At 37.7% G+C, this 13,089-nt stretch carries 12 protein-coding genes; 3 read left to right on the top strand and 9 right to left on the bottom strand.

The annotated features are described in order from the left end of the window. Window positions 1-114: 114 nt before the first annotated feature. Window positions 115-984 carry an AraC family transcriptional regulator gene (locus FB2170_RS16955; protein WP_013304518.1) on the top strand — a complete coding sequence of 290 codons (870 nt, stop codon included), beginning with the start codon at window positions 115-117 and terminating at the stop codon, window positions 982-984. Here FB2170_RS16955 and kynU read toward each other — a convergent pair. Together kynU and FB2170_RS00455 are read right to left on the bottom strand one after the other, a co-directional pair. Next, a complete protein-coding gene (gene kynU, locus FB2170_RS00450) occupies window positions 981-2,255 on the bottom strand; it encodes a kynureninase (RefSeq protein ID WP_041632609.1) in 1,275 nt (424 codons plus the stop codon). The genes FB2170_RS16955 and kynU overlap by 4 nt on opposite strands. A 60-nt stretch (window positions 2,256-2,315) precedes the next feature. Then, a complete protein-coding gene (locus FB2170_RS00455) occupies window positions 2,316-2,774 on the bottom strand; it encodes a GNAT family N-acetyltransferase (protein ID WP_013304520.1) in 459 nt (152 codons plus the stop codon). 68 nt (window positions 2,775-2,842) lie between these two features. Here FB2170_RS00455 and FB2170_RS00460 point away from each other — a divergent pair, with 68 nt between their 5' ends. Then, window positions 2,843-3,484: an O-methyltransferase gene (locus FB2170_RS00460; RefSeq protein ID WP_013304521.1), complete on the top strand. Its 642-nt coding sequence runs from the start codon at window positions 2,843-2,845 to the stop codon at window positions 3,482-3,484. Here FB2170_RS00460 and FB2170_RS00465 read toward each other — a convergent pair. From FB2170_RS00465 to FB2170_RS00495, 7 genes are all read right to left on the bottom strand, one after another. Beyond that, entirely contained in the window at window positions 3,450-4,022 is a 573-nt protein-coding gene (locus tag FB2170_RS00465) for a phosphatase PAP2 family protein (RefSeq protein WP_013304522.1), read from the bottom strand. The genes FB2170_RS00460 and FB2170_RS00465 overlap by 35 nt on opposite strands. A 10-nt stretch (window positions 4,023-4,032) precedes the next feature. Continuing rightward, a complete protein-coding gene (locus FB2170_RS00470) occupies window positions 4,033-4,371 on the bottom strand; it encodes a twin-arginine translocase TatA/TatE family subunit (RefSeq protein WP_013304523.1) in 339 nt (112 codons plus the stop codon). A gap of 83 nt (window positions 4,372-4,454) precedes the next feature. Continuing rightward, window positions 4,455-6,761 carry a M1 family metallopeptidase gene (locus FB2170_RS00475; RefSeq protein WP_013304524.1) on the bottom strand — a complete coding sequence of 769 codons (2,307 nt, stop codon included), beginning with the start codon at window positions 6,759-6,761 and terminating at the stop codon, window positions 4,455-4,457. 63 nt (window positions 6,762-6,824) lie between these two features. Continuing rightward, on the bottom strand, window positions 6,825-7,331 hold the full coding sequence (locus FB2170_RS00480; protein WP_041632948.1) for a DUF6702 family protein: 507 nt from the start codon (window positions 7,329-7,331) through the stop codon (window positions 6,825-6,827). 50 nt (window positions 7,332-7,381) lie between these two features. After that, complete coding sequence (locus FB2170_RS00485) at window positions 7,382-8,224, bottom strand: carboxypeptidase-like regulatory domain-containing protein (protein WP_013304526.1); 843 nt, start codon at window positions 8,222-8,224, stop codon at window positions 7,382-7,384. Beyond that, entirely contained in the window at window positions 8,211-8,993 is a 783-nt protein-coding gene (locus FB2170_RS00490; RefSeq protein WP_041632611.1) for an outer membrane protein, read from the bottom strand. Before FB2170_RS00490 ends, FB2170_RS00485 begins: the two co-directional genes overlap by 14 nt. Continuing rightward, a complete protein-coding gene (locus tag FB2170_RS00495; RefSeq protein ID WP_013304528.1) occupies window positions 8,980-9,726 on the bottom strand; it encodes a hypothetical protein in 747 nt (248 codons plus the stop codon). Before FB2170_RS00495 ends, FB2170_RS00490 begins: the two co-directional genes overlap by 14 nt. A gap of 258 nt (window positions 9,727-9,984) precedes the next feature. Between FB2170_RS00495 and FB2170_RS16960 the strand changes: the two genes are divergently transcribed. Beyond that, on the top strand, window positions 9,985-13,089 hold the full coding sequence (locus FB2170_RS16960; protein ID WP_049782629.1) for a hypothetical protein: 3,105 nt from the start codon (window positions 9,985-9,987) through the stop codon (window positions 13,087-13,089).

A 13,089-nucleotide genomic window follows, 5' to 3' on the forward strand; every position in this document is an offset into this window, starting at 1 on the left:
TCGACTGCAAAGTAATCACAAAATAGACAGAAAAAATGAGCCTGAATATTCTAATAACAAAACAATATATTCTTAATGTATTCATTTATTTATTTTTTTGGATAATTTTAACCTATGAAACTTTCTTATGAAAGTATTAACCATACTATACATACCTCCTTTAATATTGAACACTACACTCATACAAAGTCTTGTGTAACAACAAATTGGCATATACATCCTGAGTATGAATTGGTCTATATTAGAAATGGAAAAGGAGTCTTACAAATTGACTCCCATGAAATTCCGTATGATAATGGAGCCCTTCTATTTATAGGCCCGAATATTCCCCATGCGGATTTTGGCAATAAGGATTACGAAGACAACTTAGAGATCGTCATTCAGTTCAAAAATGAATTTGTTGATGATAAATTGACAATTTTCCCTGAATTCAAAAACATAAAAGAGCTTATTAAAAAAACCAACCAAGCACTCGTATTCAATAAGGAAGTCAAAACTAAATTCAAGGGATATTTTGAAAATTTCAAAGTAGGACAAGATGCACACAATCTGATTAACCTTATAGGGTTACTTGATGAATTAGGAACCAATAGTTCCTATGAAACAGTTATCTCAAAAAAAGACCTAATTGAACATAAACCTAGTGAAGTTATTCGATTGGAAACCATATTCGAATTCGTAAATGAACACTATGCCGAGCCAATCAATATAGTTTCAATTTGCACAAAAGTGGGTTTGACAAAAAACTCGTTTTGTCGTTTTTTTAAGAAAATGACGCATCAAAGTTTTGTGCAATTTGTAAACGAATTCAGAATAAGAAAAGCTATTGATTTATTTCATCAAAATCTATTCACCGTATCTGAGGTTATGTACAAATGTGGGTTTAATGACGCCTCTTATTTCGCCAAAATATTTAAAAAGCATACGAACAAAACACCTTCTGAATATCTCGAAAACAAGTCAAACAGAATTAAATCACATTAAGCGATACCGCTTTTAATACCTTTTAACAATATTTGACCAAAACGATACATATCTTCAAAGGAACAGTAAAAAGGTGCTGGCGCCAATCTTATGACATTTGGTTCCCGCCAATCGGTTATCACACCGCTCTCCATCAAAAAATCAAATAATGGTCTACCGTGCCCATGAAGAAAAACAGACAGTTGACAACCTCTTTCATTTGGCGTGATTATTTCAAAAGAACCGTTTACTTCACCATCTATTTCGTTCAAAACGAACTCCAGATAAGAGACGATTTTATCACGTTTCTCAATTAAAGCATTCATCCCCACTTCCTCAAAAAGCTGTAAAGAGGCCAAATAGGGCGCAAGAGATAATACTGACGGGTTGCTTATTTGCCAAGCATCAGCGTTTTCAATAGGTTCAAATTCAGGCTTCATTAAAAAGCGTGTTTCTTTTTTAGTTCCCCACCATCCTTCAAACCTGGGAATATCACTTTCATGCAAGTATTTTTTGTTCACAAAAATGCCCGATGCATTACCAGGTCCACTATTCATGTATTTATAACTGCACCAAGAGGCAAAATCAACATCCCATTCATGAAGCTTCAGTTCAACATTACCTACAGCATGAGCCAAATCCCAACCAACAAAAGCCCCTTGTGTCTTTCCTGCTTTTGTAATCGCCTTCATATCAAATACCTGGCCATTATAATAATTTACACCACCTATCAAAACCAAGGCAATCTCCTCGCCCACTTCATTGATTTTACTCAAAATATCTTCGGTTCGCCAGAAATGCTCCCCTTCTCGTTTTCTAACCTCAACAATGGCATCCTCGATATCAAAACCATGAAACTTCACTTGGCTTTTCAGTATATATTGATCGCTGGGAAATGCCTTTTCCTCACATAAAATCTTGAATCTCTTTTTTGTTGGTCTATAAAATGAGACCAGTAATAAGTGAAGATTTACACTCAGGGTGTTCATTACTGAAACTTCCTCTTTTTTAGCACCAACAACACTTGCCAAAGGTTTGGCTAAACGCTCATGATAATCCCACCAAGGTTTATCAGAACGAAAATGACCTTCAACGGCCAAATTCTTCCAATCAGTGATTACCTCGTCAACATAACTTTTGGTGATTTTTGGTTGCAATCCCAAGGAATTTCCTGTAAAATAAATAACGTCCTTGCCGTTTATTTGTGGAAAATGAAATTGGCTCTTATAATCATTAAGAACATCCTCAGTATCCAATTTTTGGGCAAAAGCCAATGAATTCTCGAACTGCATAGTATACTTTTTTTCAAAAGTACAATTTCGAGTTAAACTTTCTCTGGTCGATTTTTTCAATTATTCCAATCGCATTTCAATTATATGCTTCTTGAAACCCATTTTCTCATAGGCGCTTATTGCGCTATTATTTTCATCATAAACTGTCAATCTAATTTCTTTTAACCCCTTTGAGTACGACCAATCTTTTAATTCTTCAATGATTCTTCCATTAATTCCCTTACCTCGATATTCCGGTAGTGTGAACATGAATCCTAAATAAGCATATTCATTATGGTTTAAATAATGTCTTGCTTGTTTTATTAAAGCATAACCCGAACTCACAATTTCACCCCCGATTTCGGCAATGACTACAGACGCATCATCCCTTAGAATCATATCTTTCAAATCATAATAAGTAATCGGGTCATTGGCAAGGGTTATATCGAAAGGGCGTTCGGCTTCAATCACACCTTGTTCAAATTCCAATAGGACCGATAAATCCCCAAGTGTAGCGGTTCTTATTTCCAAATCAATCATAAAAGAGTGCTTTGTTCATTTGAATTTCAAGGTAGTACATAATTATATATTTTTACCAAAAAATACAAATGCACTTTTTATCCCAAGTTTTAGAAAATTATATTGAAAATAGTTCGGAAAACGAGCCTGAATTATTAAAAAAGCTTTCAAGGGAAACACATTTAAAGGTAATTCAACCCAGAATGATAACCGGGCATTTTCAAGGAAGGGTCTTGAGTCTACTATCAAAAATCATCAACCCCACGAACATATTAGAAATAGGAACCTACACGGGTTATTCAGCTTTGTGTTTGGCCGAAGGATTGAAAAAAAATGGCACACTTCATACAATTGACATTAATGAGGAACTTGCCGATATTCAGCGAAAATATTTTGAAGAGAGTGGATTTGGCCATCAAATAATACAACATGCTGGCGATGCCTTGAAAATTATTCCAGAAATGAACGAGACTTTTAATTTAGTATTTATTGATGCTGAAAAAAGGGAATATCCAGAATATTTTGAAGCAGTAATGGAAAAAACCTCTTCTGGGAGCATAATCTTATCGGACAATGTGCTTTGGTCTGGAAAAGTTGTAGAGCCTCTAAACGAAAAAGACATAGCAACAAAAACACTTTTGGGTTATAATAAAAAGCTCAAGGAAGATTCAAGAGTAGAAACTGTGCTTTTACCGATCAGGGATGGGTTAACCTTAAGTAGGGTACTATAATCCTTTTATAAATGTTGTAGAAACCAAATGCAGACAGTAAGCCCACTATAGCACCAACAATAATATCTACTGGGTAATGTACACCTAAATAGATTCTGCTTAAGGCAAATAGAAGCGGCCATGTGTAAAACACCCAACACCATTTTACTTTTTTTCTTAAGAACAAAACAATCAAAGTTGTAATTGAAAATGAGCTGGCAGCATGCCCTGAGAAGAAACTAAAACTTGATGGATTTTTAAGTACACGAATAATCGAGTTGATCTCAGAATTGTTGTTTGGCCTTAACCGTTCAAAAAACTCTTTGGTCAAATCTGTGGCCACAAGAATAAAGCAAATCAATAAGATTACCGTCAAGGTCTTATAGATTGCCTCTTTTTTAGGGTCTTTCCAAAAAATAAGAAGGAAGAAAAACAAAAACAGGGGAATCCAAGTATAGATATTGGTCACGGTTGACCAAAAAGTATCATACTTTTCTATTCCCAAACTATTTAAATAAATAAAGGTTTCCCTATCCCATTGAAGAATTCTATCGAGCATAGGGCTTAGCTTATTTGCGTTTTATGCTTCCTGTAACGTCCTCTACGTTTTTCTTTACCGCACTAACTCCTTTTTTGAGGTCTTCACCAATCCCAGAACCAATATTATCTTTTACATCATTGATATCTTTTTTAATATCCTCTACCAGACTCGTATCTATTCCCTGCTTCTCAGCGCTTTTCTGTATTTCTTGCTTAATATCCTCTGTTGCATCTTTTAACTGCCTCATACCTTTCCCAAGTCCTTTGGCGATACCTGGAATTTTATCGGCACCAAATACCATGACCACTATGAACATGATGAAAAAAATCTCTCCTCCGCTAATAAATAAGAAAACCATGGAATTCATACGTCAAATATAGTGAAGATTAATTGCTAAATAAAAAAGTCCTGATAGTAGTATCAGGACTTTTTCAATAATTGTTTTGTTTATTACCCTTTGATCTTTTCTTTGAACTTATCAAAGTCGTTTTGCTCTTCTTGTTTTGGCCAAGCATTGTTGGTTGTATCAATATCAGCAGTTTCAGCTTTAGGATCAACAACAATACCTACCAATTCACTCTGTGAAGAAAGAACCAATTTCACTTCAGCATCATTCTTTCTCCAGATTTCTGGAGGATAGGTTATATTTTCCTTTGTGCCATCGGCGTAGGTATATTCAACAATCAATGGCATAGGAATTCCACCTGGCTTATCGTAGGTAACCTCATAAAAGAACTTTGGTTCTTTTACTTCAGCTCTTTCAGCAGCCGTCATATTGTCCATCATAAACTCTTTCAAAGTTTTAGAACTTTCAGAAGGAGCTTTACCTTTCAAATTGGCATCAAACCCTTCGCTATCCTCATCTGCTAAATAAACCAAAGGAGGTAAATCTGCTTCAGTTAGGTTTCTTGCTGCCATATACTCTTGCATCTTTTTACCAGGCTTATCAGAAACATAATATTTCTTGATTCCTTTTACACCTATGTCAACATAATCCGTGGTATAGAACCATCCCCTCCAATACCAATCTAAATCAACGGCAGAAGCATCTTCCATTGTTCTAAAAAAGTCTTCAGGTGTTGGGTGCTTAAATTTCCAACGTTGTGCATATGTCTTGAATGCATGGTCAAACAATTCTTTTCCCATAACAGTTTCTCTAAGAATATTCAAAGCTGTGGCAGGTTTACCATAGGCATTAGGCCCCAATTGGTAAACATTTTCAGGATTGGACATAATTGGTGATAAGGTACTTTGGTCACCGCTCATATAAGGTACAATCTTACTAGGTGCACCTCTTCTTGAAGGGTATGCTTTATTCGGTGATATTGCGTTGGGGTTTGCTTCACCAAACGCCTGTTCAGCCAAATACTGCATGAATGTATCAAGCCCTTCATCCATCCAACCCCATTGGCGCTCATCGGAGTTGACGATCATTGGGAAATAGTTATGACCTACTTCATGGATAATTACACTGATCATACCATATTTAGTACGGTCGGAATAAGAGCCATCTTCATTAGGTCTACCATAGTTCCAGCATATCATTGGGTACTCCATACCTTGGTTCTTTGCATGGACTGAAATTGCTTTTGGATAAGGATAGTCAAAGGTGTGCTTTGAGTATGTCTCAAGTGTTTGAACAACTGCTTTTGTTGAATACTCTTCCCAAAGCGGATTACCTTCTTTCGGATACAATGAAACAGCCATAACATTCTTACTACCTACTTTTACGGCCTGCATGTCCCAAATGAACTTTCTTGAAGTGGCGAAGCCATAATCCCTAACATTTTGTGCTTTGAACTTCCAGGTTTTCTTTTTCTCAGAGAAACCTTTTTCAGCTGCTTCGGCTTCAGCCTGAGTTACGATAATTACAGGCTTGTCATATGACTTTTTTGCCTTCTCATAACGCTTCATCATCTCTTTTGAAAAAACTTCTTTTCTATTCTGAAGCTCTCCAGTGGCATCCAATATATGATCAGCTGGTACGGTAATGTTCACTTCATAATCCCCGAAAGGAAGGGCAAATTCACCACTGCCCCAGAACTGATGGTTTTGCCATCCCTCTACATCATTATAAACAGCCATTCTTGGAAAAAACTGGGCAATAACATAGGAGTTATTCCCATCCTTTTCAAAATGCTCATAACCAGACCTAGCTCTATTAACCGTATGGTTTGGAATATTATACCACCATTTTATGGAAAACGATAGCTGTGCCTTACTTTTCAATGGCTGAGGAATGTTTATACGCATCATCGTCTGATTAATGGTATATGACAATGCCTTTCCAGAAGCGTCTTTTACATATTCAATATTGAAACCTCCTTCAAAAGGCTTACTAAGATACTTGCCTGCAAACCCGCCAGGTTGTTCTGCCAAAGGAACACCGCCACCATCGCGTAAAGGTGATTTACTATCTTTCGCCCTTACATTTTGATCTAATTGTACCCAGAGGAACTCTAAATCATCTGGTGAATTATTGGTATAGGTAATAGTTTCAGTACCATAAATCTTGGCATTCCTATCATCTAATTCGATATTCATTTTATAATCTGCCTGCTGCTGATAGTAATCTGGTCCAGGTGCACCGGATGCAGAGCGATATGTATTGGGAGTAGCAAACTCCTCGTACATTTGTTTAAACTTGCTCTGATTTATGTGACCAGGCTCTTTTTCATTTTGCTCAGCTTCTTGCGCAGATAACACGGTTGCGAACACAAAGAAAACTAAAGCAACGTAGTACTTGATTTTATTCATTTTTATATTTGATTTATTAAAGAACGAAATGTAAAGTTTTTTTAACGATTTGTTAATCGCTCGTTATAATTTTAACATTCCTTTATTATTCTCTTTGATGAGTACAAAGCTTTTTTTCTTGCCCTTTATTTTAAAATGTACAACATTCTGCTGGTCGTCAAAAAGGTCGGTAAGTAGTTCATTTTGAACTTTTATTGATTTTATTTTTTCAATATCAACTTCAGGAATCTCCAGATAGCAGATCATTACATCATTATCATACTTTTTGCCTATAAAATTGTACTGCATTTGATTATCGTTGGCATAAACAAGGAACTTTGTTTTAAGGTATTTCTCAATATAGCTATCAGTCATTTTAGACTCAGCTTCGGTGGCGAGTTGGGTTTTAAAGCCATAGCGTTCCTCCAAAACCTTTTCAATATCATCTATAAATAGTCGGGAAGTAATCTGTATGGCCTTATCCTTCTCGGAATAAGAAATATTAGTGACACTTACATAAAACTTATGTGCCGTGGTAAAGGCAAACAAGGGTAAAAGTAAAAGAAGTAAACTCTTTTTTATAAATTTCATCTTCATCATTTATCTATCAAAATTACGCAATCATTGTGCCAGATCAAAAGTTAATCCAGATTATTGTTCTTTCTATATGTGACGCTCTTTCTTCGCATAAACTCCCAAAAAACCAATCTATCATTTATTTCCAAAGTAGATTGAAAAGTAGAATCAACCTCACAGAAATTCATGAAATCGGCTATACTTTCCCTGGGAATATGCATACCGTGTATAAAAAGTGAATCAACATAAATGTGTCTTATACTTTTCATTTGTTCATTGGCATTATCTTGGGCAATACGTTTTTTCAACATTTTGGTTCGGCCTGAAAAATAATTGATTAATGGATCTATTCTAGTGCCAGCAGCAAGAATATAAAAATACGCATCCCAAGTTCTGGCTGCATAAAATTTTCGTTCCGACGGAGTAAGAGGTATTATATCGGCATTTGGTAACCCCACGGAACCAGTGGTTACCACAGAGCCTATATTCAAACTATCCAAGTCTTTTGTAAGGTCACCGGTAAGGTTATAGGGTGTAACCAAAACCTCATCCAACTTTATTCTTTCCTCTTCCAAAAATATGTTCAAAAACCTGCTTTCCAAGATTTCTGAATTAACAGGCACTACTTTCCGTTTATACTGAATAGCCGAAAAGACCAAGGTGTCATTGAGCCGGACTTGAACCGAAAAAAAGCCTATAGCATCAGTTATTGTGGCCTTTTGCGAGCTTATATTCATCACATGTGTCCCAGCCACATCACCATCTTTACTAAAGACCCGACCTTCGAGCTTCTTGGTCTGTTGACCTTTGATCGATGAGACAAACAAACAACAAGAAACAAAAACCATTGATATCGTTATCCTGGTGCGGAACTTGGATTTATTTTTTAAAATTTTAATCAAGTTCATTGTTTTTTCTATAAACAACACTTTTTTTACGCATGAACTCCCAAATCTTAAATCTGTCATGAGAGTCAACTACAACTTGAAAAGCGGTATCCACCTCACAGAAGTACATGAAATCGTCTATGTTTACCTCTGGTATTTTAAACTCAATGCGATATAAAGAGTCCGGATAAAATGCCCTTACCCTTTGGGTACGTTCATACTTTTCATTGCGGGCAACCCGCTCTTTAAGCATTTTTGTACGGCCAGAAATGCCGTTTAAGATAGGGTTCAGCGGTAAAATTCCGCCGCCAGTAGTGGCTTCATACAACTTACGCTCAGCTTGGGTCGGGGGTACTACATAAGCATTTGGCAATCCCAAGGTTGAAGCAGTAACCACGGGTTCAATTTCTGCACGCGATAAATCAGTTGACATATCCCCAGTGAGGTTATAAGGCATAACAATTACTTCATCAAGCTCGTTTACGGCATCCTCTAAAGGCACATAAAGCAACTTGCTTTTTAGTACTTCATTGGAAATGACAACAATCTTTCTTTTGAACTGAATAGCGGAAAACACCAACGTATCGTTAAGCTTGGCGGTAATTGAGAAAAAGCCGTTTAAATCTGTAATTGAAGCTTTATCGGCGGTTATATTTAGTACATGGGTAGCCGCAACATCTTCATTTTTACTATAAACACGACCTTCTATTTGCTTTACAAATAAAGATTGTGCGCCCAAGGTGGTGCCCATTAAGACAAAAAAGACCAGAAGTGCACTACTTCTCGTCATCTATTTGCTTCAAAAATGTTTTGCTATGGGTAACAAGAAAATCAATGAGTTGAAATTCATTTTCCTTTTTCAATAAAGTTTGTGCAGGCATTTTACTGTCACAGTAAATCAAGAATGCATCAATCTTATCCTGTGGTAGCTTTAAATCACTTACGAAAAATTCATCTTCATAAACCTGTCGCATTACCTGACTTATTTTTAATGGAGGGCGTTTTACTTCTGATGATTTATTAGATCTGGTTAAAGCTTTAAAAATATTCACAAAATTAATTCCGTCTGTCATACCCCTAGCCGATTTTGGCATAGCAATGTTCTCAACCTCACTTGAGCGATCCTCCTCATATTCAAATTCTTTGAACTCCTCATTTTTAACCTCAAGAAAACGTTCTTGGTTTTCAGGAGTCACAACAACTTCATCCAATTGTGTTACTTTTTCATTTACTTCGACAACTAGCCTACCTTTTCGTAGAATATCCTCAGTAATAAATACAAGTTGTAATTGATAATTTACTGCCGTAAAGACAAGCTCATCACCTACTTTCACCTTTATCAGGAACTCCCCTTTTTCATTGGTAATCGTTGCAGTTTCAGAAGTAGTGTTGATTACGTTTTCATCGGGAACAAACGAATTAAGATAAAGTACCTGCCCACGAAGAAAAATACGATCATCATCCTGGGAATACCCAATCACAACAAATAATACAGCAACAAAAGAAAGTAAAAATGATTTCATTCAGATAGTGTTATAAAGTATAAAGAAAAGATAACTTCATCGCATTTAAAAGAAGTACGGTCTAAATTTTTGTTAATTTGATCATAAACGTAATTCGTTAAATTACCTAAGAATAATCTGTATCATTACAATAAAGACCCTGTACCTTTCCATTCACCCAAGATACTTGTTATTTTATCCCTAAAAATTATAAATATTTCAATATAGTTTTATTTTTGCTTGTCCCAACACAATGAACATTATTAAACACTATCTATTATGAGACAATCACTTATGTTCCTCTTTTTTGGCATTTTATCATGTGGTACAGTCAAGGGTCAAATTAAAATTGGAGACAACCCTCAAAATATTGACGCTTCTTCAGTTCTTGAATTAGAAAGTGATTCAAGAGCATTGGTCATTACCAGAATCAATACAACACAAATGAATGCGATTGCACCTTTACAGGGGGCCATGGTGTACAATACAGACGCCCAGTGCATCTATTATTATGATGGAGTCGATTGGATTAATCTATGTGAAAATTCAAGTGTTATTTCAAATTTGACAACAGACCCATTTGTAAATTCTAACAGCACCCTGGTAATTTCCCCAAACGGTGAGAACAATCATATTGAGGTGGCGCCGAATAGCATCCGCAGTGAACATATAATTGACGGTGGTATTAACGGTGATGATCTTCAAGACAATTCTATAGGGCAGAATAAATTAGGCGATGATGCAGTAGGGCAGAACGAAATTGCAGAAAATGCAGTAGATATACAAGCGCTGGATAATGCTAACATAGATTTAGGGGATTTTACAAATAACGCCGGGTATATCACAAACGCCAATATTGTAAGTGGCGCGGCAAACAATGCCATTTCGGACAATGGTGGTGCCTTTTATGACAACACCACTGTTTTGAACGCCATTGGTATAAACACCGCGGCCATTGCGGCTGATGGGGATACGGACTCCAACAACGAAATTCAAAATGCTTCCCAAGTTAATGTAGCCAACAATCCGCTCAATTATACGGAAACGGACGTAAATGTTGAAGGGCATCTTGAAGGAATCGATACAGCTTTAGGAAATATTTTGGGTGGTGGAGGCGCAGATGGAGTTATTTCAAATATTACTACATCGGGGAACAACTTGGCAGTTACCGGTATAAATGGAGGTTTTAATGGCAATGTAAATTTAGAAGCCTTAGTTGATAATGCCGTATCAAATAATGGATTCCTTACGGCGGAGGTTGATGATAGTATTACAAATGAATTAACGGATATTGATTTTAACACAACTACAAATATACTTAGCCTTACAAACTCGGCCACAGTTCCTGGAGGAGCGGTTGATTTGAGCTCTCTTGCTGGAGGAATAGGCAGTACCGAGGTTGCTGATCTGATTACAATTACAGGTATTGGTACAGTTGGAAACCCCTTTAAAATTGAGCCATCAGCAACTTTAGGACAATTCTTAAGGACCAATGCGACAACCGGAATAGTAGAATGGGATGATTTACCAACTGGTACCGGAGGGGCCGTTAGTTCTGATGGAACCACAATTATAGGAGATGGGGTTGCTACTGATTTAAGTGTGCCTATTGGTGGAATTACTACTACACAAATACTTGACGGCACCATTGCCAATGTAGATATATTGGATAACGCCGTGACATCAGCGAAGATATTGGACGGGGAAATCGTAGCTGCAGACCTCAACGATATGGGAGCGGCAAACAACGAGATCCTAAAATGGAACGGTACCGCATGGGCTCCGGCAACAGACGCCGGTGGAACCGTAGTCACACCGGGTGTGGGACTCTCCCTCAATGGAACCGACTTCGATGTCGATGACCTTGCAGGCGAAGTGACAGGGCCTACCAGTGCAACGGTAATCGCAAACGACGCCGTGACTTCCGCGAAGATACTTGATGGGGAAATCGTAGCTGCAGATCTCAACGATATGGGAGCGGCAAACAACGAGATCCTAAAATGGAACGGTACCGCATGGGCTCCGGCAACCGACGCCGGTGGAACCGTAGTCACACCGGGTGTGGGACTCTCCCTCAATGGAACCGACTTCGATGTCGATGACCTTGCAGGCGAAGTGACAGGGCCTACCAGTGCAACGGTAATCGCAAACGACGCCGTGACTTCCGCGAAGATACTTGATGGGGAAATCGTAGCTGCAGATCTCAACGATATGGGAGCGGCAAACAACGAGATCCTAAAATGGAACGGTACCGCATGGGCTCCGGCAACCGACGCCGGTGGAACCGTAGTCACACCGGGTGTGGGACTCTCCCTCAATGGAACCGACTTCGATGTCGATGACCTTGCAGGCGAAGTGACAGGGCCTACCAGTGCAACGGTAATCGCAAACGACGCCGTGACTTCCGCGAAGATACTTGACGAAAATGTTACTCCTGCAAAAATAGCGGCTGGTGCCAATGGTGAATTCCTTACAACAGATGCATCTGGTGATGTAATTTGGTCTGCTGTTACGCCAGGTACACATACTGGTACAGCCAACTCCCTCTTTTTTGCAAATACCGATGGTACTCCAACAACTGCCGATGACAATGGCTATCCTGATAATAGTGGAGGCCTATATTGGGATCCCACTCAAAGGTATGACTCTGGTGCTTTGCACATAGGTTTAAAACCAACCAGTGCAAGTGATTACTCGTCAAAAGTGGTAATTGCAGAGAGTTTTCCAGGTTCTCTCGCATTCTCCTATCCTCTTGAACTTCGAAATGAAATCGGGGACGCTAACAATTTGGACCATTCCGGTACTGGGATATTGTTTTCTACTGAAGACCTAAGTCCACATGGAAAAGGTGGATTAGTATACGAACGAAAAGATAATTGGGGGGTAGGTGATTTTCACTTCTTACAGAATAGTGATTTTAATGATGATAATCCTTCTTTTGCAGATGCCGTATTGACCATTAAAAATAATGGTGATGTGGGTATTGGGACCACAACTCCTTCTGAAAAACTCCATGTCATAGGGAATATTTTGGCTTCTGGGACAATAACTCCAGATTATGTTTTTCAATCCTATTTTAATGGTATAAGTGCTCTTAACCCAGAATATAAATTGTATAGTTTGGAAGATGTTGAAAATTTTGCAAGAATCAACAATCATCTACCAGGTGTTCCTTCTGCTAGTGAAGTAAAGGATAAAGGAGGAATATTAATTAATCGAGCTACTGAAATTAACCTTGAAAAAATAGAGGAATTGTTTATACATACCATTGAGCAAGAGAAGAAAATAATAGACCTGAAAAGTGAGAACGAATCATTGGCCAATGAACTAGAGTCACTGAGGAAAGATGTTGAAGAAATAAAAGCCTTACTTAAAGACCAATAA

The organism is Maribacter sp. HTCC2170 (assembly GCF_000153165.2).
In the GTDB taxonomy this organism is placed as follows: domain Bacteria; phylum Bacteroidota; class Bacteroidia; order Flavobacteriales; family Flavobacteriaceae; genus Maribacter_A.